Origin of the sequence: Stenotrophomonas sp. LC732, from assembly GCF_052446685.1 — a bacterium.
GTDB classification, from domain to species: domain Bacteria; phylum Pseudomonadota; class Gammaproteobacteria; order Xanthomonadales; family Xanthomonadaceae; genus Stenotrophomonas; species Stenotrophomonas muris.
This window is the reverse complement of record NZ_CP199214.1, coordinates 1,491,738-1,518,048: the sequence shown is the minus strand read 5'-3', so window position 1 is coordinate 1,518,048 and position 26,311 is coordinate 1,491,738. Positions and strand designations below refer to the sequence as shown.

The 26,311-nt window shown below is 63.5% G+C and carries 25 protein-coding genes; 3 read left to right on the top strand and 22 right to left on the bottom strand.

All coding sequences use genetic code 11. The features are described from left to right. Window positions 1–645: 645 nt before the first annotated feature. From ACT6SE_RS07375 to ACT6SE_RS07275, 21 genes are all read right to left on the bottom strand, one after another. Complete coding sequence (locus ACT6SE_RS07375; RefSeq protein ID WP_414607136.1) at window positions 646–963, bottom strand: hypothetical protein; 318 nt, start codon at window positions 961–963, stop codon at window positions 646–648. Then, window positions 960–1,994 carry a hypothetical protein gene (locus tag ACT6SE_RS07370; RefSeq protein WP_279934255.1) on the bottom strand — a complete coding sequence of 345 codons (1,035 nt, stop codon included), beginning with the start codon at window positions 1,992–1,994 and terminating at the stop codon, window positions 960–962. Before ACT6SE_RS07370 ends, ACT6SE_RS07375 begins: the two co-directional genes overlap by 4 nt. Further along, window positions 1,991–5,596, bottom strand: a complete 3,606-nt coding sequence (locus ACT6SE_RS07365) for a hypothetical protein (RefSeq protein ID WP_444811128.1) — start codon at window positions 5,594–5,596, stop codon at window positions 1,991–1,993. Before ACT6SE_RS07365 ends, ACT6SE_RS07370 begins: the two co-directional genes overlap by 4 nt. A gap of 3 nt (window positions 5,597–5,599) precedes the next feature. Then, window positions 5,600–6,016 (bottom strand): hypothetical protein, encoded by a 417-nt coding sequence (locus ACT6SE_RS07360; protein ID WP_015994706.1) that lies wholly within the window; start codon window positions 6,014–6,016, stop codon window positions 5,600–5,602. Beyond that, complete coding sequence (locus ACT6SE_RS07355) at window positions 6,016–9,762, bottom strand: Laminin subunit alpha-2 (RefSeq protein ID WP_444811127.1); 3,747 nt, start codon at window positions 9,760–9,762, stop codon at window positions 6,016–6,018. Before ACT6SE_RS07355 ends, ACT6SE_RS07360 begins: the two co-directional genes overlap by 1 nt. Then, entirely contained in the window at window positions 9,755–10,423 is a 669-nt protein-coding gene (locus tag ACT6SE_RS07350) for a hypothetical protein (protein WP_015994704.1), read from the bottom strand. The genes ACT6SE_RS07355 and ACT6SE_RS07350 overlap by 8 nt, the downstream gene beginning before the upstream one ends. A 53-nt stretch (window positions 10,424–10,476) precedes the next feature. Next, entirely contained in the window at window positions 10,477–11,277 is an 801-nt protein-coding gene (locus tag ACT6SE_RS07345; protein WP_444811126.1) for a hypothetical protein, read from the bottom strand. Window positions 11,278–11,290: 13 nt separating this feature from the next. After that, a complete protein-coding gene (locus ACT6SE_RS07340; RefSeq protein WP_444811125.1) occupies window positions 11,291–11,710 on the bottom strand; it encodes a hypothetical protein in 420 nt (139 codons plus the stop codon). A 55-nt stretch (window positions 11,711–11,765) separates the two neighbouring features. After that, a complete protein-coding gene (locus ACT6SE_RS07335; RefSeq protein WP_015994701.1) occupies window positions 11,766–12,089 on the bottom strand; it encodes a head-tail joining protein in 324 nt (107 codons plus the stop codon). Beyond that, complete coding sequence (locus ACT6SE_RS07330) at window positions 12,086–12,577, bottom strand: Rz like protein (protein ID WP_015994699.1); 492 nt, start codon at window positions 12,575–12,577, stop codon at window positions 12,086–12,088. The genes ACT6SE_RS07335 and ACT6SE_RS07330 overlap by 4 nt, the downstream gene beginning before the upstream one ends. Then, on the bottom strand, window positions 12,574–12,912 hold the full coding sequence (locus ACT6SE_RS07325) for a hypothetical protein (protein ID WP_015994698.1): 339 nt from the start codon (window positions 12,910–12,912) through the stop codon (window positions 12,574–12,576). Before ACT6SE_RS07325 ends, ACT6SE_RS07330 begins: the two co-directional genes overlap by 4 nt. Beyond that, entirely contained in the window at window positions 12,909–13,340 is a 432-nt protein-coding gene (locus ACT6SE_RS07320) for a virion protein (protein WP_015994697.1), read from the bottom strand. The genes ACT6SE_RS07325 and ACT6SE_RS07320 overlap by 4 nt, the downstream gene beginning before the upstream one ends. Before the next feature lie 80 nt (window positions 13,341–13,420). Continuing rightward, window positions 13,421–13,786, bottom strand: a complete 366-nt coding sequence (locus ACT6SE_RS07315) for a DUF2190 family protein (RefSeq protein ID WP_015994696.1) — start codon at window positions 13,784–13,786, stop codon at window positions 13,421–13,423. A gap of 22 nt (window positions 13,787–13,808) precedes the next feature. Next, window positions 13,809–15,791, bottom strand: a complete 1,983-nt coding sequence (locus ACT6SE_RS07310; RefSeq protein ID WP_444811124.1) for a prohead protease/major capsid protein fusion protein — start codon at window positions 15,789–15,791, stop codon at window positions 13,809–13,811. Beyond that, window positions 15,788–17,278, bottom strand: a complete 1,491-nt coding sequence (locus tag ACT6SE_RS07305) for a phage portal protein (RefSeq protein WP_444811123.1) — start codon at window positions 17,276–17,278, stop codon at window positions 15,788–15,790. The genes ACT6SE_RS07310 and ACT6SE_RS07305 overlap by 4 nt, the downstream gene beginning before the upstream one ends. 1 nt (window position 17,279) lies before the next feature. After that, window positions 17,280–17,495, bottom strand: a complete 216-nt coding sequence (locus ACT6SE_RS07300) for a phage head-tail joining protein (protein ID WP_015994693.1) — start codon at window positions 17,493–17,495, stop codon at window positions 17,280–17,282. 79 nt (window positions 17,496–17,574) lie between these two features. Then, window positions 17,575–17,892, bottom strand: coding sequence for a hypothetical protein (locus ACT6SE_RS07295; protein WP_146260224.1), 318 nt, complete (start codon window positions 17,890–17,892; stop codon window positions 17,575–17,577). Next, window positions 17,889–19,814 (bottom strand): phage terminase large subunit family protein, encoded by a 1,926-nt coding sequence (locus tag ACT6SE_RS07290; RefSeq protein ID WP_164072017.1) that lies wholly within the window; start codon window positions 19,812–19,814, stop codon window positions 17,889–17,891. The genes ACT6SE_RS07295 and ACT6SE_RS07290 overlap by 4 nt, the downstream gene beginning before the upstream one ends. Next, on the bottom strand, window positions 19,811–20,455 hold the full coding sequence (locus tag ACT6SE_RS07285) for a hypothetical protein (protein WP_015994690.1): 645 nt from the start codon (window positions 20,453–20,455) through the stop codon (window positions 19,811–19,813). Before ACT6SE_RS07285 ends, ACT6SE_RS07290 begins: the two co-directional genes overlap by 4 nt. 342 nt (window positions 20,456–20,797) lie before the next feature. Further along, the gene (locus tag ACT6SE_RS07280; RefSeq protein ID WP_015994688.1) at window positions 20,798–23,212 is read right to left on the bottom strand and encodes a DUF5906 domain-containing protein; all 2,415 of its coding nucleotides are present in this window, start codon (window positions 23,210–23,212) and stop codon (window positions 20,798–20,800) included. Window positions 23,213–23,618: 406 nt separating this feature from the next. Then, entirely contained in the window at window positions 23,619–24,098 is a 480-nt protein-coding gene (locus ACT6SE_RS07275; RefSeq protein ID WP_239504089.1) for a hypothetical protein, read from the bottom strand. Between the two features lie 119 nt (window positions 24,099–24,217). Between ACT6SE_RS07275 and ACT6SE_RS07270 the strand changes: the two genes are divergently transcribed. From ACT6SE_RS07270 to ACT6SE_RS07260, 3 genes are all read left to right on the top strand, one after another. Continuing rightward, a complete protein-coding gene (locus ACT6SE_RS07270; RefSeq protein WP_164072019.1) occupies window positions 24,218–24,448 on the top strand; it encodes a hypothetical protein in 231 nt (76 codons plus the stop codon). Between the two features lie 225 nt (window positions 24,449–24,673). Next, complete coding sequence (locus ACT6SE_RS07265) at window positions 24,674–25,228, top strand: hypothetical protein (RefSeq protein WP_239504090.1); 555 nt, start codon at window positions 24,674–24,676, stop codon at window positions 25,226–25,228. Continuing rightward, window positions 25,200–25,514: a hypothetical protein gene (locus ACT6SE_RS07260; protein WP_239504091.1), complete on the top strand. Its 315-nt coding sequence runs from the start codon at window positions 25,200–25,202 to the stop codon at window positions 25,512–25,514. Before ACT6SE_RS07265 ends, ACT6SE_RS07260 begins: the two co-directional genes overlap by 29 nt. 39 nt (window positions 25,515–25,553) lie before the next feature. Here ACT6SE_RS07260 and ACT6SE_RS07255 read toward each other — a convergent pair whose 3' ends face one another. After that, window positions 25,554–26,078, bottom strand: coding sequence for a DUF4124 domain-containing protein (locus ACT6SE_RS07255; protein ID WP_239504092.1), 525 nt, complete (start codon window positions 26,076–26,078; stop codon window positions 25,554–25,556). Window positions 26,079–26,311 lie beyond the last annotated feature (233 nt).

Sequence of the window (26,311 nt, the reverse complement as noted above, 5' to 3'; positions counted from 1 at the left end):
CCGGATCTGGATCAGGGTCCGGCTTGACCGGAGGGCGGGTAACCCACTGCACCGGCCTCGCAGTCCCCCAAGGCAAGCGACCATATCGCCTGGTTGCTCCGAGGTGTTTCCAGCCATCGGACCAGATTGCGCTCGTCCTCTTGGGCGCACCCTGCCACGACAGCTTCCTATCCCCACGGACAGGCGAGCCGCGCATCCACACGATGCGACAGCAGGTCCCCGCAACGCTGAGCCAGCCTCGCCATGACGCTAGAAGGCATCGGGACGCCTGCGGCAACCCGCTCCACATGAGCAGGATGTCCTCGCCCGTACGAGCGGCATTTCCCCATCGCAGACCGACTTGGCCGGCTATGCGTGGGGCAACATCCCAAGCCACTGATGTAGAACCATCGACGCGCGACGCGCCTCCCCATGGCACGAGCCGCAAGCACCGAAGGGACGTGGACGCTCCCCAGCCGACACTGGTCAAGCGCGTGGCCTGTGCAGCCCCCCTCCAGGTGATAGCGGCGGCTAGCGAAAGACCTCGCAATACGGGCTCAACAGGATTCTCATCCCAGTCGACACCGAGATTCAGTGACGCGAAGCCGCCACTGCCACCGAAGCGCGGACCAAGGTTCAGCCGAACAAACGCCCCACCCTGGGCCATCATGGCTCCATCTTTGCCGGCACTACCCCGTCTTGGATGGCTGAGTTGACCCTGCCAGCCACATCAGTACCGATCAGCCGGTACCTCAGCTTTCGATCGATACCTTGAAGACGCCACACGCCATCTGGGCCGCTCAGTACTGACGCGAGGTACTGGAAGGTGACGGCGTCCTGCATCGCATAAACCTGGATGTACACGCGACTCGGCACATTCATGATCTTCGCCCGGCCGTCGTCCTCGCCCTCCGGCGCGTTTCCGCCGAGGAAGCCGTCGCCGCCTCGGGGACCCCAACTGCGATAGAAGGTTCCATGAATCATCGCCAGGGCGCATCCAGGCGGAACAGCACTTGGCCGTTGCGATCGGCGACATCGGGCTCTACAACGTTGTAGTTCACAGCCAGCCATTGGCCGAGCCCGATTCCTTCGATGAAGGGCACTACGCTGCCCTCTGCGTGCGGCCGGGCATGCAGCGGCACCAAAATTCCCGGCAAGTGACCACGCAAGGCGAACGGCGCTTCACGCACTGCTGCGCGCATGTAGTTGTATCCCCCGTGCGCACGGTCTGGGCCCACAGGGTATGCCCCGGAGCCATATGAACGCCTGTTCTGCCCACCTGCAGGCGGATCGATCCCAGTAGTGGCGACCCGACCTGGAGCATTCTGCCCGCCGCTGTAGCTGCGCACCACAAATCCACCGGGAACGTACGAATTGTCGCGACTGGACACTCCTTCGACCGCGACTCCTAAAGGCGATGCAAAGAACAACGAGCAGACGTCGGCGTTCCAAGCCGGGGTGTAGAACGTCAGATCGTTCGAACCGAACATCACGAAGGGGAAAACATCGCCCGATACTGTCGTGTCAATGTCGCCGTAGTAATAGGGGCCAAGGCCGTTGCCAAAGTTGCTCCACGCCGTAAAAAGGTAGAAACCAATCTCCGTCGCTATGGCAATCCAGCTCCGAGCGTCGGCGGTTGTTGTCGGCGCCTTCGCAATGAATGAGCCACGGGCCTGTAGCGCAGCGCTGGGGGTTTGATCCGCGCCGGTGTCAATGTCGGACATCGAACTGTAGGCAAACAATTGAGCCAGACAACCCGTGTTCAACGTTGCAGCCGATGCATCGTCGCGCACTCGCAAATAGGTGCCAGAGCCCGTCGTAGCACTGTTTCGGAACACCTGCACAGAAGAACTGGCGTAGGGGCGAGTCCAGCCTGCGCCAGGCTTCGCGGATGCTCCATCCCCATACCCTGTCACCAGGATCGCGTTGAGCACGGCAAGCAATGAGCCGGCCTGGCCGTTAAGAATAGGCGCTCCCGGATCAGTGCTGCGGTAGACGATAGGTATCAACGTCACTGGGCACCTCCAGCAACGTTGCCCACGACCATCAGCCGTGTGGAGTCGGTCGCGCCTGCCGGCGTACCAGGTAGCGTGGTCCGCGCCATCCACACCGGTGCCAAGCCGCCCACGGTATTGAATCGCACGACATTGTTCACCGACCAACCACCACCCCAGCCAGCAGCCCGCATGCTGAAGTACGCCTTGTTGGTGCGAGGGTTGATGGGCGCAAGGTCCGTTGTGGTACTCCCAGTGGCGATCACGCCCACCGTCTCCCCCATGACTTCAAAATTCGTCGAACTGGTGAACCGCACAGCCCACCTTTCCGTTATGGCGTCGCTGTTGGTCACGTCGAGAGGGAAGTCCGTGTCGTTGTAGGTGCCAGGCGCCGGGCTGCCAATCGGAATGTTGCTCCAGGCTCCGGTCCACGCGGCCTGATCGAACAGGCTCTCGACCCGCGCCTGCAGGTCCAGTGATCCATTCGCCTCGCCAAGCCGCAGCGCCGTACTGATGAGGGATTCGCCAGCTGGGTAGTCGTGGGTCAAGCCGGTGTTGATTTCAATTTCTCCTGTGATCTGCGGCTGGACCACCAAACGCCGGTCCTCGACACGCTCGCTCACTACGATTGGCAGCGTGTATGCGGAAAGGTTGAGCGGATCGCTGAAGGTCAGGCTCCCTGCATCAAGGTCAGCGGTGTACCAAGCGCTATCCACGGGCTTCCCAGCCGCGTCCCTGACTTCCAGCCCTGCGATACGCGTCCGGCCAAAGCTCAGCACCTGATTCGCCTGGGGCTCCGCAACGCTGTGCTTTGCCGTGTGGTGAATCAGGACCGTCTGCCCGGGCTTGAACGCTGGAACACGGCCGTCGCTGGGAAGGCGAACAGATGAGAGGCCGATCACGACCTCAGACAGGGGGATAGACCGATAGACGACGGCTCCCATGTAAATCGAGCCAGGCAGGACCAGAGCCGGCCGCCAGACGCGGCCCCCTTCCACCAATGCGGGGTCGAACCAGGGCATTCCCTCATTGCCGGCGACGGGCACGAGCTCGCCGAACTGCACCTTGACGACACCGCTCTCCCAATCGACCGTGCCCCGCATCTGGGAGGTGGCGATATCACCATTGATATCAGCCGTCGCAGTCAGCAGCTCACCGTCGAGGCGGCTGGCCCTCAACGTGAACATACCCGGTCGCAAAGGGGAGCCCGGCGCGCGGAAGAAGATGAACGCAACGCCCGGGTCAGCGATGCGGGTCAGCAGGGAGAGGATCTGGACTTGGTTGCTTCCGCCCGGCACCCACTGCGACAGATTCACCACTCCGGACGTGTAGTCGATCGTGCCGGCGTAAACACCCGCACCAGTGGCAGGGTCGATGCTGTGATACAGGCCGCCGCTGCGGTCCACGTATGTCCGCCCACGGAAACTGAAGCGCACGCTACCAGGAACGACGCTATCACTGATGGTGGGCGTCAGCTGCAGCTGCATCGCGGGCAGCGGCAAGCTCTCCTGCGCTTGCTGCGAGGAGTCGCCCGACAACAGCCAAGCGACTGAGATGATAGTGCCAGCAGAAAACTCAGCGAGCACATCCAAGCGGCCGTACCCCACCACCTTCAGCCGACCGGACTGAAGCTCGTACTGCGGGTAGGACACCTGGCGGACCATGAACTTTCCAGCCTGCAGGCTTACCGCCCCGGTCGCATAGTTCACCGAGCCCAACACCGTGTCGGCACTGGCATCACCGACCGAGACGGCCCGCAGGTTTCCATTGCCATCGTCCCTGGCGATCGCGCGCATTGGCTGCGGCGCTGACGAGATGTCGTCGCGATCGCGGCGCACGCTGATCACCCAGTCAAGGAGAACCGAGCCCGGCCGCACAGGCCCTTGCGGCAGCACAAATGAGACGATCCCGGAGCCGTCCGGCACCGGCTGTGGCGCCGCATTGAGCTGCTGGCCCCAGTCATATGTGACCGCGACCTGGCTATCAGCGTCCGGCAGGGTCGCCGGCCGCAGCGTTACCTCACCTGTGGCATACGCGATCGAGCCGCGTAGCTGTCCCCCGACAAGCAGACCACCCACGCCGTTATCGGTCACCTCGATGTCAGCCCCGCCGACGCGGAGCAGCATGTGAACACTGCCCGGGATCGCGGTCCCCTCCCCCAACGTGAAGTGCAACGCGGGCGGCAAAATGGCGGCATCGCCCGTCCGAGGCTCTGCCACAACCGCCGTGCCCCACGCGCCAATGATGCTGCTCTTCAGGTCCGGCAAAGCCCCGGCCGTCAGGACGACCGAGCCGGTCATGTAGTTGATCGTGCCACCGCCCTGACCCGGCTTGCCAACCAGCTGCCCCTTCCCGTTGTCGCTCAGCCTCACCCAACGCCCCAGAGCCCGATAGTCGACAGTGACCGTCCCAGGCGCCGGCAGAGGGGTCAGCTGCATCAACCAGACCATTCCCTGGTTGTTTTGGGTCACCGTGATCTCGTCGGTGTAGCCCTGCACAGAGATTGAGCCGGCAGGAGTGGCGGAGATGCTCAGGCTGGTCAATCCAGCGCCCGTCGCGTGCGAGATGGATATCACGCCGGATTGATAGTCAACGCTGCCACCCCAGGGAGTCACGGCCGCAGATACCAGGCCACCGCTGCCGTCATCTACCAGCTCGACGCTCCCAGCCATGACCTTGATGCTGCCAACGGCCATTCCGGTGCCCAGGTAGCGGTTGACTGGCACACCTGCGTTGAAGCTCGCCGAGAACGTTTGGCTCAAGCTCCCGACCGGGCCGGACTGCACGTGACTGATGGTGCCCATACCAGCCAGAACGTCGCTCACCGGCGTCTCCGCCGTGGAGGTGGGGACAATCGGAACATACGGCGTGTCGACCACCACAGAGAGGTCGCCAGGCTTGGCAGCCGCAGAGAGGCGCTTGACGCTGTGATAGCTCGTCGCGTCAACCACGTTTGTCTCATACACGCGGGTGGCCGGCTTTGTTGCGCTGTAGCGCACGACCTCTTGTCCGAAGAAGTTCCGCAGCAGCGGGTTGATCAACTCGATCACGAGAACATCGCGCTCGAATGCGCCCTGATCGTCCGTGAAGGTGCGAGTGGTCCTGGAGAGGACAGTTTTCACACGAACGTACTGCTCCGCCTCGTCATGCCCGGAGCCGGCGAGAGTCAACAGGCTGAAGTTGTCATTGATGTCGGGGCTGGGCGCATCTGACGTGGTATAGACCAGCATCGTCATCTGCCCGCTGAAATGGTTGCCCATCAGGATGAATCTGGACTCGGTACCGCGCGTGATGTAGCTCTCGACGCGGTTCTTTGCGTCCAGCCGAACATCGCTGTACGACCCGGTCGCGAACATGCTCACGGTCACACGAGGGTCGCTCGGCGGGTCGATCAGCACGCCGATCGCATCCTTCAGGACGTCCGGCGCTGCCGTATCCAGGTGTACGAACAACTTGCGCAGAGTCGTTCGCCCCGTTGTGCGTTCTTCATCACCGATGTCGGGAAACAGATTGTTCATGGCGCCGTCGATGATCTCGGCTTGCACCATCCGGCCACCACCGTCGGGGTTGTCGGTGAGTCGCTGCGACTGGCGCAGCTTGATATCGATAGCAGAGATCGTCATGTATTACACCGTCATAAGGCGAAGAGTGATAGAGAAGAGGTCGGCATCGAGTGCCGGTACTGCGAAGCGAGTCGGCTCAACTTCGATCGCCGGGCCATCGGTTCGGCGCCAGCGCACCTGGAAGGGGCGGTCCCCGCCGTTGTGCGCGGGCATGATGAGATTGATGGGCGCCAGGCGCGCCTCGCTTTCGCTTTCCTGAAGGGCTCGGAGGGTTGGAAGGTCCACCACGCCAACGTATGCCGTCCCGTCACGAGAAGTTTTCAAGGTGATCGGGCGTCCAGCCTGTCGCGCCGATTCCTGAACGATCAACGCACCGGTCAAGCTCGTGCGCGCTTGCTGACCGATACGCCAGGCGGTGAACTCATCGGTCCACTGGAGATCGGCAGGAAGGTCGATGCCTCCCAGAATGATGCGCGTCATCAGCGCCTCCCCCGCACAGACACGGATCGGCTTTGCTGAACCTTGCGGAGCACCAGTGGCGCAACCATGTTCGCGATGCGCTCGGCCTGTTGCTGCTCGGCTGCAGTCGCGCCAGCAACGATCTCCTTGCTAGGCGCCTTCCAGTCAATGACCAGAACCTGCTCCTTCGCCTCACCCGCCTTGATCCGGGAGGCGTCGGCTTTCGCCTGTGCTTCCGCCTCAGCGACAGCAGCTTTCCGCCGCTCCTCGGCCGCCTGTTTCGCGGCCCTTTCCTTTTCCAGCCGCTTCGCTTCGATTTGGTTCTCAAGCTGAACCACGCTATCGAGCTCGCTGGCGCCGACCAGGTCAAAGCGCTCGGCCAGCTCCTTTCGCTTGCCTGCGAGTTCGTCCATGCCTTCGAGCAACTGCTTTTGCTCCTCGGTGTACCTGGCAAGCTCCTGTCGCTGTGCGTACAGCGAGTTCCAGATGTTGGCGAACTGCTGAAGGCTGTTCGGGCCGCTCATCTGGCTCAACATGTCTCTCGTCTTCTGCGAAATCTCACCCATGCTCAGCGAGAAACCCTGAGCGGCATTTGAGGCGCTCGCCAAGCTGCCTCCGGCCGCAGAAGCCCCCTCAGCGACCCGTTCAACGCCGGTCGCGGCCTCATCTGATGCGCGTTTAACGTCGAGCATGGCGTCAGTCGCCTTCTGAGCACCCTGCTCGACTCGACCCATCGCAGCGGCGCCCTTTGTCCCAAGCTGCTCCATCGAATCGCTGGTGTCGTAGATCGCGCCCTGAACGTCCAGCTGGGACTGCACCTGGCTCCGGCGCCAGGCATCACTATCGGCGACAGCTGCCTTTGCGGTATCGGCGTACGCCCTGAACGCACGACGGACATCCTCGACAGATGCTTTACCGCTGGCCGCTCCCTGCCGGATGGTCTCGAAGGCTTCCCAAGCAGAGTCACGGGCCGCATCCAGAGACTGCTGCGACTGGATACCAAGCCGTTTGAACTCATCGGCAAGCGGGTTGAGGCCGGCCTGGATCTCGCGAATCCGTGCGCTCAAGGCGGCCGCCGACCTCGCTGCCGAGTCAAAGCCGACGCGCCCTTGCTCGCCCGCAGCCTGTAGCAGGCTGCCTAAGGTACGTGCCTCGTCCAGTGTTGCCACATTTCCCAAGGCAGCTTTGAACGCAGCCTCAATCTGCGTGCCGGTCGCAATGGCGTTCTCTGTGACGGCACCGAACGCAGCGATGGCATCCCGACCTGCCTGGGTGAAGCTGACCCCCAGCTGGCCCGAGGCCACGCCCAGCTTGGTCATCGCGGCAAGCAGAGTGGTCTGCAGCACCGCCGCAGCGTTCACTGCCCCCTGCGGCAGCGAGCTGAATGCCGCCTGCGCCGCACCCTGGAACCGGGCGAGTTCTTCACCCGACAGCTGCTGCAGCGTCGCGAGAAGGCCATCACGCACGTTCTGCTGGGCCGCAGCACCTTGCGTGGCGATGAAGCCCAGCGCTTCGCCTACCGAGGCAAGGCTGGCCGTATCGGCAAAGTTGAGCCCGGAGAACATCTTACGGATGGACTCAGCCGCCAGCTTGGCGTTGCCATCAATCCCTTCAAGCTGCGCCACAACCTGCTGAGCAGCGCCACCAATGCCGTTGGATAGAGCATCAGCGGCGGTCTTCACACCTGTTTTCAGGGATGCGAAGCCCGTGGAGACTTCCAGCAACCGCTGTGTGACCTGGCCCAGCTGCTGCAGCTGCTCTGCCGTCGCAACACCGGCCTTCTGCTGCATCAGCAGGAACCCCTCCTGCGCGGTGAGGTACTGCTCCAGACCAGACAGCCGCTTCTCGTAGGCTTGCCGCTCGGCCTCGCCCAGCTTCGCAACCTCTTCGGCTGACTTGATGACCACGTCACGGTATGCGACGAAAGACACCGCCTGCTGACGCAGCTGCAGCGCGGAGTCGCGTACCTGGCTGATGTAGGCCCGCTGCGCTTCACCGGCACGCTTCAGCGCCGGGTCGTGCTGCTTCCAGATATCCTGAGCCACGGTCTTGAGGACATCCAGACCGCCCATGGCCGCTTCCAGCCCCAGTACAGCGACGGTAATGGGCACGATCTTTGGCAGACCACGCAACAGCGCACCAAACCGACCGATGCCACGGCTTCCGCTGGCAACCGCTGCGTTGTTGGCGATCTGAGCGTTCGTAGTCGCAATCAGGGAGGCACGCCAGGCGTTCAGCTGGATCAGCGCGCCGACGATCTTGAATTGAGCGTACGCGGCGGCCATCAGACCGATCACGCGCGCATGGTCCACAACCCACTGGGTCGTGCCATTTACCGCCTCGGCCATGGTGATGATGGCCTGGGCGGTTTGCTTGGCCCAGCGCGACAGGCTGCCATCGGCCGCAAGGCGATCCAGCGTGGTCAGAAGCGTGTTCAGCTGGTCCTTGAAGTAGGTCAGCACACCCTGGTCGGCAACTTCCTGCTTCCAGTCCTTGAACCGATCAGTGGCCGCCTTCCACAGGCCTGCGATGGTACCCACCTTCGCTGCTGCTGCCGCTCCGCCGTACGACTCTGCAAGCAGGTCCAGAATAATGGACTGCGCCTGCGCGACCTGACCCGTGGCCTCCAGGCTCTTGATAAGCGCCTTTTGGCTGTCGTCCAGCGTGAAGCCTTGCTTGCTCAGGCTTTCCATAGCCTTAGACGGCGTCTGCAGCGCCTTGCCCACAACCTCGGCCGACTGCTCCAGCGACATGCCCAACCGCTGGGCCTGGTCGATGGTGATCTGCATCGCTGCCGGGAACTGCTCGCCTACAATATTGGTGTAGGACAGCAGGCGCACCTGGGCGGCGCTGATCTGCCCATCGTCAAAGAGCCCACTCTGCAGCTGCTGGCGCATGGCGGCCAGGCTCTGCGCGGTGAACTCACTGGTGCGTCCCGTGGCTTGTAGGGCCGCTTCCAGCTGCGCCAGCTCCTGCTCGGCGTCGCTGCCTTCCTTCACGATGGCCTTGATGCCATCGACCACTCGGTTCAGACCGACAAATGCAATCGCGCCAGCGGCTACCGCCTTGAGCCTGCCAAACCAGCTAACAGTGCTCTCGGTGGCCGACGCCAGGTCACCGCTGCCGGCTGCGGCGTCATCAGCGCGCTCTCGGTAATCGGCCAACGCCTTTGCCGCCGCCTTGCTGGTACTGGCCTGCTTGCGGAAGGCAGCGTCGCCTTCCTCGATCAGCTGTTTGCGCCGACGCCCCGCCTCAGCCTCTGCAGCTGCGGCTCGGGCCTGCTCGCTGAGTGCTGCTGCACTACGGGCTGCCTCGACCCGCAGACGCTGCTGGTGATCGGCCAGGTTGGCGGTATTGACGCCCAGCGAGGACAGCTCGCTATCGGCCTTGGCGACAGCTTCCCACTGCTCATGGAGCGCCTTCTGCAGGCGCTCGCCCTCCTTGCGCAACTCACGCTGGGTAGCCAGTACCTCACGGGATGGCTTCTCCATCTCGCCGATGCCGAGGCTAAGGGCCAGCGCGGCTTTCTGGTTGGCGTCAAACTGCTGCTCCAGCTCGGCAAGGTCAGCCAGCATCCCGTCGTACGCATCCGCTTTCGCAGCTGCTACGTTCAGGCCGGTCAGCGAGTCCAAAAGCTTGGAAGCTTTCCCAGCCGTCTCGACCGATACGTCACCCAGATCGCCGAACGCCGCGCGCAGTTCTTCCACACCCTCGCGGCCCCGGGTTTCGATGACAACGCGGATTGCTTCTTCCAGCCGATCAGCCATTGGTGTTTCCGTTGACGCGCCATTGACGGCGCAACTCAGTCAGATAGGTGGTGTGGAAACGGTCTATCAGGCGACGGCGCGCCGCCAGGGCCCGACTGTTACCATCAGCACCGGAGAGCATCTCGAACGGGCTGGGTCCACGCAGGATGCGAACCGGGCCACGGCCGTGGCGCTTCTGCTGCGCCCGATCCCAGCTGCGCACCCGGATGGCTCTGCGACCCTTGATCGTGGCTATGAAGGCACCGTCGTAGGTCTTTGATTCGCCCAGACCAATGCTGGCTGTCGCGCCTTTGGACTTACGGCCGGCCCAACGGCCACCGAACTCGATCAGCGAAATCTGCCGCGTGCTTGCCCAGATGGAGAGGAAATCATCCTTGCCGCGCTTGCCCGTGCTGTAACCTCGCTCCCCTGTCTCCACTCGGTACTTACCGCGCAGAGCCGAGGCCCGGATGTTGTAGGAGGCGCGCACCTCCTGTGCAGTCGCCGGCCCGGCCCGGCGCTGCAGCCCAACAAAGGCACGCTGCACCGACAGGTCGTAGCGGTTTAGCACGTCGCCAGCCAGGTCGGTGAGGCCGTGGAAGCCCTTTGCCCGCCGACCGCTGACGTAGTACTTGAGCAGGTTGTTGTTGCGATTGGACGCCACTGAACGTTCCTGATTCATGCTGGGAGGGCGCCGTTCGGGCGCCCTCCCTTTTGCCGAAGGCAACAGCTCGTTCAGCCCGCCGACTGCGCTGCGATCTTGAACGTGTAGAGATCGGCCTCGCCGGCCTGGAAGATCACCGGGCCGGTCAGGGTTACCTGGATCGGCTCATCGCTGAACCAGTCCACGTCGCCGTCCACGGTCAGGTCGACGTTCGGGATGGTCAGCAGGCCCTCGTCGCCGCTAATGCGGTCCTGCATATCGCCCAGGATCTGGAAGGACTTGCTCGGCGTGGTGCCGCCGCTGATGGCGGTTTCCAGATATGCGTCGTACTTGTAGTTCGCCACGACGGTATCGCCCGCCTGCAGCTGGCCGCTGGATTTCGGGATCAGCAGGCCATGCGCCGAGTCGAGGGTGTAATCCGTGCCCTTTACCAGGTCGACCGCGCCCTTCTTGAAAGTCGGTTCGGGGTCGGCCAGAAGGAAGTTGTGCGGCAGTTTCACAGGCGTGTCCGCGCTACCCACGGTCACGGAAATGCCGGTTGCGGTGCCGGCGGCGACCTGGGTGGCCACAAGCGTGCCGTACAGCATGCGGGCCAGGATGGCCGGCGGAACTTCCAGCGCGGTGATCGAGACACTGGTGACACCAGGGTTGGAATCCTTGTGGATGATCTGCTGATAGCGCGCGTCGCGGCGCTTGCTCTTGATTTCCACCGAGTCGCCAGCTTCGTAGCTGAACGTCAGCGACGACTGCTCCAGCGGCTGGTTGCCGAACTTGTCGGCCGGCTCCGGGATGACGGGAACGCGGGCGCCGTTCGCGCCGTGCTCCCAGAAACGCAGATCGCCTGCAAACTTGCGGACTTTGGGCTGTGCCATGGTGGTGCTGCTCCTACGGGTTGGGGACGGGCTCAAAGGTCTCGGTCAGACCAGCCCGCGCGGTGATCTGAGCGACGACGGCGGAATGCCCTGCGTCGTCTTCCATGGTTGCCATCTGGCTTTGAAGCAACTCAAACGTGGTAATGCCCTTGGGTAGCAGCTTGTCGTTGAAGGTCAACACGCGAATCAGGTCGTACCTGGCCCGGTGCACGAGCAGCCGAGGGTTCACCTCACCGCTCTCTCGCGGCACCTCAAACTCAATCGTGACCGAGGCGTCGGAGGTGACCTGGGCAGAGCCACCGCCGGTGCGCGACAGCTGCTGGACCGAAATGAGCGTGGCTGGTCCCGACTGATCCTCACCCAGCTCGGCATCGTCGACCACGATCAGCCCCGCCCCTATGTCGGTGAGGAATCCGGCGCTGGCTTGGATCATCTGCACTCGACCGCGCAAGAACTCGACCAGCTGCCAGGAGAGGGGTTCGGGTCGCTCAGCCACGGCGCACCAGCCAGACGCTGCGCGAGCCGTCGTCACTGAGCTTCTTCGAAGTCACGAACACCTCACCGCCAACCTCTACACGGTCGCCCTGCTCAGGTTCGACATCTACACGCAGAAAGGACACCTCGACACGGCCGGCGACGAACTGGCGCAGCTCGCCGATCGTCTCTACGTCGCGATCGACATAGACCCTCACACCCTCAGTGACAGTCCCGTCCTTCACCGCCGTCACCTTGGCCGTGCAGGCCATGCCGGCAAGGGCTAACGAGGCGTGGATCGTCGCGTCCATGTCACGCAGGAACTCCAGCTCGCTCACCGCGCACCTCCCGAACACAGCATCGCGTAAGCCTGCAGCGCCCTCACCTGGGCGTCGCACTGGGCGGCGGCGCCAATAGCTCGGCCCGCACTTTCAATTCGGTCGTCGGCTCGACCATCAGGCTGGCTGCCGGCAGCGGCGGCCTCGGACAGCTCTGCGGTGGCGACGGACGCTTGCCAACGCTGGTGCAGGCGCTGGTTGCCAGCGCGAAGATCAGCGACGAGACGATCAGAGGCTTTCTGTGCATCGTTCTTTTCCTTCTCATATGTGGCAGCCAAGTCATTGGCTGCCTGAGCGCGTCCGCGCTCTGCTGCAAGCACACCATTTGCATCGGCCAGTGCCGTCGCAGCGGCATCACGCTCATTGCGGGCTCTGTCCCGGGCAGCCAAGGCGATGTCGGCAGCCCGGTGAGCTTGAACAACCGAACCCCTCTGCCAGATAACCAAGACGCTCAGACCGAGCAGTAGCGCTAGGAGTACCCGCGTCATGCCACAGACTCCTCAACAGGCGGGACCACCACTCCCAACTGCTTGAGCGCCGACTCCAGCGAGATGACACGCAACCGCAGGCGATGAGCATCCTCCTGCGCCTTCATGCGCAAGCGAACCTCTTCGTTGTACTGCTTGACCACCTCCGCTTGGGACGTCTCCAACGACTTCACCCGCTCTACGAGCCCGTTCAGCAGATCCACGTTGGCGTCGGTTTCGGTGCGCTCTTTTCGGCGCGCCAGAACCGCACCCCACGTCTCCCGGACGAGCCATAGCGCGACTGCGCTGGCAGCCAGCCACCAAGGTGCGCTATCCCCCACGCCGCTCCCAATCATTTCAGCGCCTCGGCAATGCCTGCGGCGACAACGTCGGCGTTCCAGTACGTGCCACCGTTCTCGTGCTTGGCGATGGCGGTCGCGAGACGACCCAGCGTCACAGGGTTGTCCAACCGGATCACTTCGGACGGCGACACGCCTACGGCGTTAGCAACTTGCTGCACGTATGCGGTGGTGTTGTTCTCCACCGGTGGCGCCCAGCGACCGATGATCTCCTTCACCGTTCGCAGGCCATGCTTGCGCTGGTAGGTGAGCAGGGTCTTGCCCAAGGCCCGGAACCCCGCCTGCGGGGTCAGGAAGACGCAGAAGCGGGCCTCGCGGGCGACGGCAGCAGCTGACCGATCCTCACCCTGCCACGGCGTACTGGTACGGTCGATGTTGCCAGGATTGTTGTTGCGTACGCCGCGCGGCGTGCCGGTGGTACCCATGCGATTCCCCGTTGTCGCTGTGGAAGAACCGGCACCGCTCACGCCACACGGGCATCAGTGAGCGGTGCCGGCCTATTCGGTTATGCCTTGGTGGCGTTGCCCGGCGAGAGCCGCACCTCGGCCGTCGCCTGACCGGCAGAGCCGGCAGCCCAGGCAAACGCCGCACCGGTGATGTCGCCGGCAGCGGCGGTCGCGGCGCTTCCGTCGAATGCTTTGGCGCTCGCGCTCCACACCAGCTTTTCACCTTGCTCGAAGACCGCCGCCGGCACCTTCGGCAGCGTGAACACGCCGCCCAGGGCTACGCTGCCGGTCGCGCCGACTGCGACGTTGACCAGGGCGACACCCAGCTGGTGCCCGACGGCAACTGGCTGACCCGATGCAACCGGCTGATCGGTGGTGTTGGTCCAAGGGATCACGTCCCCATCGGATACGAAGTTCTGTGCCATGTCTCAGTGCTCCAGTTGGGGATCAGCCGCAGCGCTGCACGCCGCGATAGTCGAGGGCGGCGATGCCGAAATCGAGGCGTGCCTTCCAACGCACACCGTCGACGGTGAACCCCTCCTCGTAGTCCAGGAAGGGTTCGGTGATCCCATCAAGGAATGCGACCTCGATGGCCGGACAGTCGTTCGGATCGGCGAACAGGTACCACTTGTCGTCCTTGATGCGCGCGGTGTCGACGATGTCGCGGAAGAGACCCTGCACAGCGTTCGGGCGCTGCAGCTTCCCTTCAGCGTCCGGGTCGTACTCGGCCTTGTTGGTGACACGCGCGGCACTGCCGTATTTGGTCGGACCGAGCCAGAGTGCCGGCGACAGATCCAGCACATCATTCCCGCCCACGTCCTTCTGCTGGGCCAGCTGGACGCGCATCGCGTCGACCGAGGTGACGCTCGGCACCGCTGCCGCCAGGATGTTGCCGTGGTCGGCGTGGAACAGCGTCTTGTTGGAATCCAGCTTCGGATTGCTGGCGAGGAACGCATACGCGTCGGCCTCAATGGTCCGCTTTGCGGCACGACCGAAGGCGGTCGCCAAGCCGAGGAACGCACCCAGGTCGTCGTTGATGATCGCCTGACGCGTCAGGTTGATGGTGTTGCCCTTGGTGCCAGCGGTGATGGTTGCCTTCTCGCCGTCCGGGATCTTCTTGTTCTTGAACTCGCCAGCCTCGGTCAGCTTGTCCAGGTTGCCAATGCTGCCCACGCGGTAGCGCGAATGCTCGCGGAAATCACTGACGGTGCCGGTGACGCACCAGCGGGACCAGGTGTCCGGCGCAACGGCGTAGGCCGCCTGCAGTGCCTTGTGCATCGTGCTTTCGAGCAGCACCGGGAAGTCACTGCCGCTCTGCGTGAACGCGCGGCCGACCAGCTCCAGCTTCGCCATGCCATCGGTGCGTACGCCGCAGCGCTCCAGGCTACGACGGGCCAGATCCATCAGGGTCAGGCCGCGCACTGGATTGTCACCAGTGAGCGCGAAGATCCGCTTGGTTGCGGGATCGATCACCTGTGCTCGGTGCAGCAGCGCATGCGTCACAGCGGAGCGCTGCAGATCCTGCTCGTCCTCAGTGACGCTGATGCGGTTGATGTTGCCGCCAGCAGCGGCGTCGCGCTGCTCCAGCGTGGTCAAGATCAGGCCGCGCACGTGGTCGACCGAGTGACCAGCGCGAATCCAGCCAGCTGCATGCTCGGTCTGGCCGTGGCGAGCTGCCAGCTCCACGATGTCGGCTGCGCGCGTGTCACCCTCCGGAGCCTGAGCTGCGGCCGGCGCTGCCGGAGCCGGGGTGTAGTTGATGGGTTCCTGCTGGACCGCCGATTCGGCGGCGCGGGCGGCGGGCTGAGGCATGGTGTGCTCCTGCGACGATGCGCTACGGGTGAATACACAGGGGGTCCCCTGTGCGGGTTGATTGCTGCGGGTACCTGCTGCCGGGTCGGCCGGCACAGTGACGAAGCTGATCTCGCTCGGCGTCCACTCCACCGCGCGGTAGATCGGCAAATCGCCGGGGTTGACGGCGCGCTCGATCTCATAGCGCTGCACGGTGTAACCAACCGAGATATTGCGAATGATTCCGGCACCGATATCGGCGATTACCCCGGCCAGCTCCTCGCGACCGGAGAGACGGATAAGGGCGTGGCCTTCACCATTGGAGAGCCAGGCGCGATCAACCACACCCATCTGTGAGCCGATGCCCCAGGTGTTATGGCTGTCCAGGACCGGTGCAGCGCCAGACGACAGACGCTCCATGTTGCAGGCAGCCTCATCAACGACCAGCTCCTCCCAGTAGTACGTGTCATTCCACCAGTCGTAGCGGCGCACACGGGTACCGGCGGTCCACTGGAGTTCGATCGTGCGTGCCTCGCTATCAAAGCTGGTCGGCTGCAGCGTGGCCTCACGCAACTGCGGGGGCATGAGGCGCGTCGTACCGTCCTGCGTCGGAGCCTGGATTGGCTGGGGCATGGTCATTCCTCGTTGGTTGTTGAGGCGTCGACCAGGCCGGTCCGGGCGCCACTGGATTGAAGGAAAGTCATCAGACCGAGGGCGCCGGTCTCTTTCATCCGCTTGAAGTCCTTGCCCATCTCGACGTACACCGCATCCGGGTCGTAGCCACGCCGACGCAGCGCTTCACTGGGTGAGTTGAGACCGGCGCCCATCGCTGCGATTTCCGATTCGATGTCTTGCTTGGGGTTGACGTAGTCCCAGCGCGGCGTGCTCCAGTCGGCAGTGCTTCCCGTGGAACGGACCCCACCGCCAAGCGCAGCTGCTTCGTCAAACCAGCGCCAGATCGGCTTACACATCTGCGGGACTAGCACCAGCCACTGCATCTGCTCGCAATCACGACGGAACTCCATCTGCCGGATGCGGGCACTGGAGAAGTTCACCTCACGCATATCACCGGTGGCCGACTCGTACGGGACACCGATGCCAGCAGTGATGATGTGCGCGTTAAACTTGCAATACTCGACGTAGCCCCCTGCCGGCTTTGGCTCGACAGTCTGGAAGGCTGTGGCACCAGTGATGTGGGTGACCCCACCGCTGGGCAGTGGCCCAAGGTCGGTGACCTGGTCGCGATCTGAGCGGAGCTGCGAAGGGCCGTCATCGTCGGCGTTGGACATCGAGTCGATGTCGCCACTGACGATCACACCAAGCCGCGCTTCCAGGTTCTTACGCGCGAGCTCGGCGTCTTCGTACAGCATCAGGTCGCGCACTCGCGCGATCACCGGCGCGAAGCGCGTAATGCCGCGTCCCTGCCCCGGGCGGACGGGGTTGTAGAGGTGGATGATGTCGGATGCCGGCACCAACGAACTGCTCAAGCGTACAGAGCCACGCACAGCCTCACCGGGATGCGCTCCGAACAACCAGTAGCCGCGAATCCGGCCGATCGCGTCGTACTCAATGCCGTTGATGATCTGACCACCGCCCGACGCAGACCCGTTCTTGTTCCCATCCAGCCAGTCGATCTCCAGCACCTGAAGCTGCAGCGGGACCGCAAGACCGTCCGACTGACGCCTGGTGCGGCGGCGAATAATGACCTCACCGTCCTGCTCCATCGCGCGATACGCGGTAGCCATAAGGCCGTAAATGTCCGACTTTCCGTCCGCATCCGCCACATCGGCCCAGCGGCCCCACAGGATGTCCAGCGCGGAAGCGTTTGGGCCTTCGGCCTTGGGAGTAATGCCGGTCCCGATCGTTGCACTCACCAGCACCTGGAGGGACCGCGCGCAGTACGGAACGTTCTGCACCAGCGCCCGAGCCCGGTTGCGCAGTTCGCGGGCGTCTGCCAGGTGATCGGCGTTCGCGCTGGCCCCTGCCCTACGAACACGCCAACCGTCAGTGCGTGAGGCGCCCTCGTAGGCACGCACCGCATCCAGCGTTGCCCTGGCGCGATGACGCTTCAGGGCTGCCTGGGGAGAAATGGCGCCGATGACCCTGTCCAGTAGCGAGGCCGCCATGTCAGAAGCCCCTTAGCGTCGTGAACCGATAGCGGCGTGTGGCCGACTTCCGTCGCCCCGCCGTCGTGGCGGCAACCTCAGCTTCCATGCGGTCCAATGCTGTCAACATTGCTTCGACAGACTGATACGTGATCTGACGATCACCATGCCGGACGGACAACTGGCCGCTGGCGATGGCGGCCTTCAGCCTCTGCACATCGTCTTTGGTCCAGCTCATCAGTGAGGCATCCGCGAGATCATGGATGCCAGTTTCCTGATCAGGTGCGGGTGAGTCTCGGGGAACTCACCCGCACCCCCTACCCATTGGAGCAAGGCTCATCAAGCAAGCGGTACAGCGTCCGTCTGTCGATCCTGAACCTCCTACACAGCGACCGTACTGACTCCTGTTCCTGCATCCCTTTCCGGATCGCTTCCACAGGGTAGGCACTGCTTTGCATGCTGGCGGGAATGTACAGATCCTGGGCTGGGTACTCCTCGACAAGGTAGGCCACCACGGCCTCCACAACGCTGCGTATGTCGTCGCTGTCACATCGCAGGCGCAGCGCGGCGCCGACGGCGAGCTCCTCCGTCAGCTCACTGATTCGCACCTTGTTTCGGACTGTGTTCCTGCTCACCACTGCCTCCCCATGCTGCGAGGCTGCGCGGGCCGCTGCCGGCGAGGCACACTCGATGTTTCACGGGAATCAGTGGAAGCGTCGGCCTCCGACGCAGCAGCTGGCGTTTCGCGTGAAACGCTCACGCTTGGCGGCGCAGCCAGCCGTTGTTCCAAAAGGTCCCAATCGGAACGCGTGAAGCGGTTGATACGGACCTCTGGGTGATGGGTCGCCGCGTAGGCATATACCCATGTGTCCAATGGCTCGTTTCGGGTCACCTTCTTCTCAAAGCGGTTCTTGACTGGGTTGTAGACCTCCGACACCAAGCCCGGGAAGAACTCCTCCGGTAGCTGGTCACTGAGGTGGACCATACGATTCTCGGGCTTGCGCTCGGCGTCGGCCGACAGACGGCTGTAGAGGTAGTGCTTGGCTGCAACGGTCCCCACGTGGTTGATGGTGATGCCGCGCTTGTCGGTCTTGCCCTTCCAGGTGACGTCAGCCAACTTTCCCTTGGACAGCACAGGAGCGTTGTTGGGTACAGCACCAAAGATGCACATTGGCCGGGTGATGCGCCGCTGACGGACGTAGTTTTTGACGGCCTCGGTGCGGTGGCCACCAGCGTCGATGGCCACAGCTAGCGGCCGGAGCAGCGCGCCATCTTCGCGCTCGATTGCGCGATTGAGCAAATCGGTCAGGGCTACCCACACCGCTTCTTCGGCTGGATCGCCCTGCAGTTCCACATAGTCCAGCGTCCAGGCGGTCATACCCCGCCCCCAGCCGACGACGTGAACAGCAAGGCGATTGTCCTGTGTATCTACACCTACGGTGATAGCCAGCACACCTTGCGGAGCCGAGCGAAGCGCATAGGGCTCGGCACGATCCTTGATGACGTTGTGCTTGACCGCCCTCATTGCCGGGTCTTCCCACGTCTCGGCCAGACGGTCGTTCACGAAGGTCTTGAGGGAAGCTGGATCGCCCTGCGCCTCCAGCCACTCTTTTACCAGGTCCAGCCAGCGTGGACCCAGGCCAAACTGGTAGTACAGGCAGTTGATGGTGTAGCCGCGGATGGGCGATTCAGGATTGGCGGCGACCCAGCGCCCCTTCGCAATCATCTCTGTCTTGAAGTGCTCCTCGATCGCGACGCCGCACTCACAGCACGCATACCATGCGTGACTCTTGTCGGGCGCCCACACCAGGCCGCTCCACTGCAGCGCCTGGAAGTGGCCGCAGTGGGGACACGGCACGTGATACCGACGCTGATCGCTCTTGTCGTACAGCTTCGCAATCCGGCTGAGCCCGGCGATGCCAGGGGTGCTGATGTACTGCCGCTTGTAGGTGGTCGGGAACGACGATGTACGGCCGTCCAGCATCTTCACCGGATCGTCGCCAGTGGAGAGCTGCTGCGGCGCCTCATCGATCTCATCCACCTGCAGGTACTTCACCGTCGAGGACTTCAGGCGCTGCGGGCTGCCCATGTGCTCCACGAACAGCTGGCCGCCGGCGAAGTCCTTAAACGTGCGCTGGTTGGCGCTGTCGCGGCTGGCGGTGCTGGTCAGCGCCTTCTTGACCGCTGCACAGACCTCGATCATGGGGTTGAGCTTCTGGGCAATCCATTTGTTCATGGACACCTCGCCCGGTAGCGCATACATCATCGGGCCGGGAGCGTAGTCCATCCAATAGGCCATGGCATTGGTCGCAAGCTGGCTCTTGCCGAACTGGATCGGAAACATGCAGACCTGGTCGTGGACGGGGCTTCGGGCAGACATGTTGTCCATCGGCTCACGCAGGGGCGGGTTGCGATCCGTCACCCAGCGCCCGGGCTTGCTACCGCTCTTGGTGGACAGACGCATGTGCTCATCGCACCACTGCGACACGCTCATCGGCCGTCGCGGCTGAAGCGAGCGTGCCAGCACCGACGCCAGGCAGTGCTGTGCCTGCATCATTCCGCACCCTCTGCCACCTTGGCCGCCAACGTGCGAAAGCCCTGGCTGAGCTCTTCCAGAGCGTGGCTCACCTCATCCCACACGAGACGGCGGCACCCAGCCTCATCCAGCGTTGCAGCGAGCTGCGGCGCTAGCGTATCGGCCAACCGCTCCATCGCCCCCCGAAACGTCGTGGCGTGCTCTGCTAGGAAGGCTTCTACGTCCGCACGAGGCAGCAGCAGCCCCAGCTCCTTCTGCAGCGCGATGTGGGCCATGTGCGCGTCGGTCTCGGCCTTGTCAGCGAGCGCCTTGGCCTTGCGCGCAGAGTCCGGGGTCTGAGGGCGGCCGGCGCGTGAGGGCCTGGCTTCGTCGTCGTCTCCGTCATCTTCGTCGTCGTCGATGTCGGCGTCGACGGCATTGGCCCCCTCCCCGATCCCCACCAGCGCGCTACCGCGCTCATCTGCGTGGCGCTGGGCGACACCGGCATAGACCGGGTCTGCGGTGCGAGCGTAAAGCTCCAGGGAGGCGGCCTTCAGGAATCCCTTGCCGCCCTTACCCACCACCACCCTGCCCTTCTTCCTCAGCTCGACCACATAGGACGGCTTGCAGCCGATCAGCGAGGCCAGCTCCTTGCCAGTGATCGTCACGTCTTCCTCAGCCATTGCTACCCCCTTCTCCATTTCCTTCGAAGATCGTTAAAGCGGAAAAACGCGCGCGCGCGAACATGTGCGGGCTGTGCGGCGGCGTGTGCGGGATGCAATAGCCGCTGAATCCACGCGGCACAAGGCGTGTGCGGCGTGTGCGGGATGTGCGGTCATCTATATACGCACGCGAGCCGCATCGGGGCGTTGCAGAGCGATGCCCATTCGCGCACGCGCCCGCCCATGTAGGCCGATGCCCGCACATCCCGCACACGCGTACTGCCGCAAGCGATTCACGGCAGTTCATTGCCCGCACATCTGCCCGCACATCCCGCACGTACCGCACATTGATAGGCATCGTCATCACGCACGCGCCCTGTAATCGGAGTACATGCGGCGGAATGCCACGACCTGGTCCCCCAGCCACGCGGCCTCTGTCTTTCCGTCAGGCACCGTGCAATCGCCCAGCATCAGGAACCCATGAGGCCCGTTGACGGTCTGCTCGATCTGGTAGCGCTTCCGCGCTCGGTCGGGGTGAAGGATCTGGCGCTTGCGCACCAGCGCGTTGATGAACTTTGGTGACGGCGCCGGGCGTGGCATGCCTTCGCGTGCGCACCAGGCCTTGTAGACCTCGTACCACTCCTTCGACAGCGCCGGCATGGGTTTCAGCCCGGGAATGTCATCGCCGTAGAGCTCGTCCAGGAATCGCTGCGGGCTGTCCTGGCTCAGGCCGATCAGTTCTTCCTTGGCCTGCGTCATCGGCGGATTGGTGCCGTTGGTAAAGCCGGTCAGGTCAACCTGCAGCAGGTAGTGGTGAAGCGCCGCCGTCGCGCCGTTGCGGATATCGGACAGCACCTCGGAATAGAACTCCTGGCTCAGCTTATCTGGCGTCCAGATCACCGCATGGCGGCGGTCATCCTCTTCCAGCACGACCGGCATCGCCTCGTTTGAGAGGAAGACCAGGTTGGCGTGGTTGTCTTCCTCGTAGGCCTGGATGTTCTTGGGGTTGATGCGGATGCGATCGCCGGTGATCAGCGCCTTGAGCTTGTTCTTGAGGTGGTAGACCTCGGTGCGTGCAACCACTTCGTCGGCCAGCAGGAACAGCTTGCGGCTTGCCCAATCGTTGAACTTGTCTTCTAGGGCGGCCTGGTCAAGCACGCGGCCGTACTCACCGTAAAGCTTCATGTACTCATCGAAGAACATGTTCTTGCCGGTGCCCTGCGGACCATGGATCACGATGGTCGATTTCATCTTGGCACCCGGATGCTGCAACGGGTACGCGAGCCACTTGACCACCCAGTCGTACAGCGCCTTCTGGTTGGCCTCGTTCCCGCACATGTGCCAGAGCAGCTGGAGCAGCCGGTCGCAGTTGCCCTCCTGCGGCACAGTCGGCCAGCCTGCGAAGAGATTGCAGGTCACGCCCGGCTTCTCGCCCGAGGGATCAAAGTCGACCTCGCGGACACGCACGATCGACCGATCCGAATGCTCCATCCACGCGCGGTGCAGTTCCTTACGCACGCAAGCATCGCGCATGTCGCCCAGGGCCACCAGCATGTGCTCTTTGTGGTCGAACACCGTGCCGCCCTGCCCGTAAACCAACGCAAAGCGATCGAGCAGCTCAGTCAGCGAATGGATGGGGGCCAAGCGATCATTCCCCTCGCCCCCATCGTTGGTGATGGAAGGCGCGCGTTTTTCTGCAGGCACCCGCCATGAAAGCTCCGTGAGACGGGCCTCGACCTGCGCCCGCACGACGTGCAGGCCCTCTTGAGCGTGGAGATCGTTGAAGTCGCTGACCTTGCGGCCGTTGTCGATGAAGCGCTCACGCCTGGACGGCTCATCGGCAAAGACCGGGTGCAACACCGCCCCGCCCACGTCCAGCGCTGCGGCCTCGGCACCGAGCAGGCCGGCATTCGACGCGCCATGCGGCTGCGCGCACGATGGGCAGAACTGCGGATGATCGGCCAGCACCAGGCGGCTCTTGCAGTGCCGGCACTTCTGCAACACGTCGTCATCGGCGCACAGCAGCATCTTGATGCCGCGATAGCGCTTCGCCAGGGCCGAGGCGACGGCCAGCATGTTGCCGGCATCGAACGCCACGGCCACCGGGTAGCCCGTAGCCATGTGCAGCGTGGCCGCAGTGGCGTAGCCCTCGGCCACCAGCAAGATCCACTGGGGACTTCCGCCGATCAGGTGGAAGTGGCCCTTCTTGACCATACCGGCCGGCCAGTACTCCTTCGCAGGCTTGTGCCCTGCCGCCGCCAGCTTCGCGCTGCGCAGCACCTGCAGGCCATGCACCTGTCCGTTGACGTCGAGCAGTGGGACAAGTGCGGCGCCCGTGGTGCCATAGCGCAGGCCGAAACCCTGCACGCCCTTGCTGACCAAGTAGTCGGCCTCGCCAACGGCATTGGCCTTGGCCCAGGCGGACGACGCTCGCTCTGCCGCTCGCTTCGCCTGGGTCTGCCGGGCGGTCTCCGCCCTGCGCCGATCCTCGGCCAGGCGGTTGCGCAGCGCTTCGCGCTGTTCATCGGAGAAGGTCTTGTCGCGCTTACGCAGATCAACCTTGGTCGCGCCGTTCTCGTTGCCGTGCCAGACGCCGTAGGTGCCGACGACCAGAACTTCGCCGGCCGAGGTGTTCAGTTCGTGGAGCGCGTACCAGCCCCGGCGCTCGCGTGAACCTTCGACGCGGCACCGGACCATGCGCCCGGTGGTGTCCAGTTCGGTGACCAGCAGGCCGGCAGACTGCAGCTGCTGCAGCACATCCCCATAATTCTCAGACATTCAGTAGTTTCCCGAGCCGCTATGTACCCAGGAAATGCGCGTCCGAATACCCGCGCCCGTCAGGTCCAGGGAGGACCCATCGCTGGTATCGCGAATGGCTCGCAATGCCAAGGCGGATTCAGTAGCACGGTCTGCACGCGGCCTTTCACAAGCCACCCGGGGGGATGGGGCCGAATCAATGCTTGCTTGGTACATCTGGATTCCCCAAAGGCAGACAGTGCTGCCGGTTGTCGTGCTGCTCTTGTCGCTGGCGGATGCGCTCTCGCTCTGCCAATGCTTCCTCGCCTATCAGCCCCGGCACTGCATCGGTCAACGCAAGTGCCGCAAGCTCCATGGCTCGCCGCGCGGATGCGCTGGCTATGCCACGCCTTCGATACTGAGATCGACGGGCGTGGTCCGTACCCAGTCAGTCCTCCGTCCCCAGCTGCCCAGCCGCACGGCACGCATTGCGCTCCAAGCGGTAGCAGAGCTTGCGCACCTCGCGCGAAAGGTCTTGGATTCGATCTGCCTCGGGAACGCTCAGGCGTTGATCCGCTATCGCGTCGATGCCCGCACCAGCCAACGCCCCCGTCAGCTTGTGCAGTTCCAGCAGCTTCGCCTGGATCGCGGCCAGCTCGTCAGGCCAACCGCCCTGCGGCGGCGGCGGTACGTAATCGACCATCAGGTCATACTGGGCAGCAAGGGAGCAGACCCAGTCAGTTGCAATCTCCTGCGTACCGACGAATAGCTGCAGGTAGTCCGTCAGGATCTCGGCCATCTCCATCGAAACGGACTCGCCATCGACGCCCCTGAGCTTCTTCCTCAGCGTTTCCGCCGAGATCGACTTGCCACGGCGCTTGCTAATGTGCGCGGCCGCGTCCTGCAGCCCCCCAGGAGCACGGGTCACTGCGTTATGCAGCGCGTCCCGCCAGTAGAGGTCAGAGCGACGGCACGTCATGCGGCCCCCTGAAATGCGCCATCGATCATCGTGGAAAAGCTGACTGCGGCGGGGACAACATTGACCGCATGGCAGAGATCATCAGTTTCCCGCAGCGCATGCGCTTCACCGCTGTCCGTACCTATGACGCCGCAGCAGGCGCCGGCGGAGTGGTAGCGGTGCTGTTTGCGCCCGCAAACCTGGCTCATGTCTGCCGAGGCGGTCATGCAGTTTCAGCCGGCCAAATGTCGGGGCGGATTGCGGCGAGCGCCAACGGCTCGCAGCCCAGCGCGACACCGATCTCGACCGATGCCAGCTGAATCTTTCGCGCCAAGACCGGGCTGGGCTTCTTGTTCCTCCATCCGGTCGCGCACTGCCACAGGTATCCCTCAGAACTGCCGGTCAAGGCAGCGAGGCGCCGCTTACGTTCGGGGTCCGAAATGAAGGTGAGTAGGTCCATAGGGCCAGTATTTAGCCCGGAGCTAAACCTCATTGTCAAGCGCTCAGCGCAACTTCCTTGTTTAGCTACTAGCTACGCTTGGCGTATGGATGCCATCACCGCCAGACACCTCAACCTCCAGGCCTTGGTCGCCACGCTAAAACCCCAGTTGGGGACGCAGAAAGCGATCGCCATCCACCTGGACATGGCGCCTTCCTATCTGAACCAGCTATTGAACGGCAAGAAGATGGGGGATGACGTTGCGCGCAAGATCGAACGCGCGGCCGGGCTATCCCACGGCTGGCTGGACCAGCCGAGGTCCGACGACGACGCTGGTGCTGGGGCCGCTGCTGGTTCTCAGGATCTGCGAATCGACCCTGAGATCATCGCCTCCGCGATTAGGCTTGTGAGGCTGACCTTCGCCAACCTCGGAATTGATGACTTCAGCAATGAAGAAGACGGTACACCACTGGCTTATGCCTACGAGTACCTCTATCAGCGAGGTGAGGCAACGGTAACGCCCGACAACCTGATCGACTTCAGCAAGGCGCTTGCGCAAAGGCTCAGGGAGAAGGATGGAGAAGCAGAAGAAGGAGCCCCCAGCCGCGGGGACACTCGAAGCATTGGCCCAGGTGATCGCTCAGCGCGTCGCAAGGCGTGATGGGCAAAGGCCCAAGCTGCGTCTGGTCGAGAACCCTAGGCCATCGACCATCGATGGCGTGACGCGAGACAGCATCCTCCGGCGTATCCGCTGGCTCCGCGATCACTACAACCTGGGTTGCTTGATCGATCAGGCAACGTTCAACACGCCAGGCATCGACTGCCTTGAAAACGACGCGCTGGTGCGTCTGCACCGAGAAATGGAAGCCGCGAGGGAATGCTGCATGGACGGAGTTCCGCTGGATGAGGCTGGCTTCATCCGGGACATTTCCATCCAGGACGCGTGACCCTGAACCAGAGCAAGTGGGCGCGCAAAGCGCCCACACTTACGGCGTGCTGGCACCCGAGTATTTTTCCCGCGTTGCTCGCTCTCGCTCAGCCCGAGCGTCACCGCACCGCTTCCTTGCCTCGGCCATCTGGCTGTCCGCAGAAATCCTGTCAGCTGTCTGGGCCTGCTGCAAGCTAGCAATCTGAGACCGTATCCCAGACGCATAAGTGGCGCCGGCAAGGTTGTTCCTTGCCGTAGCCAGTTCACGGTTCAGCGCGGCGATCTGACGCGACACATCCTGCCCTCGGGCGTTGACCGGGCCGTAGATCCTGCTCTGCTCCGAGGACAAACAGTTGCGTTCGGCGATGCCTGCATCAGCAAGCTCTGTCGTTTGGTACACCGCCGCGCGATTTGCAGCCTCGCCCGAACTCTCCGTGGCAGCGCGGTTCGACCGCAGCTTCATTGGGGCCGCATCTGCGGAACATGGCGCCTGCGAGTAGACCGTCTCGCCACTCCTCCCTTTGCACTTGAACACCTCGGCCGAAGCCCATGGCGCGCATGCAAGCGCAACCCCTAGCACCATCAACCTGCTCCACATGTCAGCCTCCATGGCCCCTGTATGCCTAGGAATTATCAGGCGAGACCGGCTTACTTTCAGCCCTGCGCCATAATTTAGCTGTCAGCTATTGCAATTCAAATTTAGCTGTGGGATAAATTCTCCCGCCGGCCATCAGCCGGCGGGCGACCGGCGGGTCGCCACCCTGCCGGCCCCTCCCCTCGCCGGCAATAGCCGCCCCCTCGGCACCTGACCCGCCG

What these genes read in the sequence shown, in the direction of transcription:
- ACT6SE_RS07375 (WP_414607136.1), bottom strand. Translation starts at nt 963, where the DNA reads ATGATTCATGGAACCTTCTATCGCAGTTGGGGTCCCCGAGGCGGCGAC.
- ACT6SE_RS07365 (WP_444811128.1), bottom strand. Translation starts at nt 5,596, where the DNA reads ATGACGATCTCTGCTATCGATATCAAGCTGCGCCAGTCGCAGCGACTC.
- ACT6SE_RS07360 (WP_015994706.1), bottom strand. Translation starts at nt 6,016, where the DNA reads ATGACGCGCATCATTCTGGGAGGCATCGACCTTCCTGCCGATCTCCAG.
- ACT6SE_RS07355 (WP_444811127.1), bottom strand. Translation starts at nt 9,762, where the DNA reads ATGGCTGATCGGCTGGAAGAAGCAATCCGCGTTGTCATCGAAACCCGG.
- ACT6SE_RS07350 (WP_015994704.1), bottom strand. Translation starts at nt 10,423, where the DNA reads ATGAATCAGGAACGTTCAGTGGCGTCCAATCGCAACAACAACCTGCTC.
- ACT6SE_RS07345 (WP_444811126.1), bottom strand. Translation starts at nt 11,277, where the DNA reads ATGGCACAGCCCAAAGTCCGCAAGTTTGCAGGCGATCTGCGTTTCTGG.
- ACT6SE_RS07340 (WP_444811125.1), bottom strand. Translation starts at nt 11,710, where the DNA reads ATGATCCAAGCCAGCGCCGGATTCCTCACCGACATAGGGGCGGGGCTG.
- ACT6SE_RS07330 (WP_015994699.1), bottom strand. Translation starts at nt 12,577, where the DNA reads ATGACGCGGGTACTCCTAGCGCTACTGCTCGGTCTGAGCGTCTTGGTT.
- ACT6SE_RS07325 (WP_015994698.1), bottom strand. Translation starts at nt 12,912, where the DNA reads ATGATTGGGAGCGGCGTGGGGGATAGCGCACCTTGGTGGCTGGCTGCC.
- ACT6SE_RS07320 (WP_015994697.1), bottom strand. Translation starts at nt 13,340, where the DNA reads ATGGGTACCACCGGCACGCCGCGCGGCGTACGCAACAACAATCCTGGC.
- ACT6SE_RS07315 (WP_015994696.1), bottom strand. Translation starts at nt 13,786, where the DNA reads ATGGCACAGAACTTCGTATCCGATGGGGACGTGATCCCTTGGACCAAC.
- ACT6SE_RS07310 (WP_444811124.1), bottom strand. Translation starts at nt 15,791, where the DNA reads ATGACCATGCCCCAGCCAATCCAGGCTCCGACGCAGGACGGTACGACG.
- ACT6SE_RS07305 (WP_444811123.1), bottom strand. Translation starts at nt 17,278, where the DNA reads ATGGCGGCCTCGCTACTGGACAGGGTCATCGGCGCCATTTCTCCCCAG.
- ACT6SE_RS07300 (WP_015994693.1), bottom strand. Translation starts at nt 17,495, where the DNA reads ATGAGCTGGACCAAAGACGATGTGCAGAGGCTGAAGGCCGCCATCGCC.
- ACT6SE_RS07290 (WP_164072017.1), bottom strand. Translation starts at nt 19,814, where the DNA reads ATGATGCAGGCACAGCACTGCCTGGCGTCGGTGCTGGCACGCTCGCTT.
- ACT6SE_RS07285 (WP_015994690.1), bottom strand. Translation starts at nt 20,455, where the DNA reads ATGGCTGAGGAAGACGTGACGATCACTGGCAAGGAGCTGGCCTCGCTG.
- ACT6SE_RS07280 (WP_015994688.1), bottom strand. Translation starts at nt 23,212, where the DNA reads ATGTCTGAGAATTATGGGGATGTGCTGCAGCAGCTGCAGTCTGCCGGC.
- ACT6SE_RS07270 (WP_164072019.1), top strand. Translation starts at nt 24,218, where the DNA reads ATGGCAGAGATCATCAGTTTCCCGCAGCGCATGCGCTTCACCGCTGTC.
- ACT6SE_RS07265 (WP_239504090.1), top strand. Translation starts at nt 24,674, where the DNA reads ATGGATGCCATCACCGCCAGACACCTCAACCTCCAGGCCTTGGTCGCC.
- ACT6SE_RS07255 (WP_239504092.1), bottom strand. Translation starts at nt 26,078, where the DNA reads ATGGTGCTAGGGGTTGCGCTTGCATGCGCGCCATGGGCTTCGGCCGAG.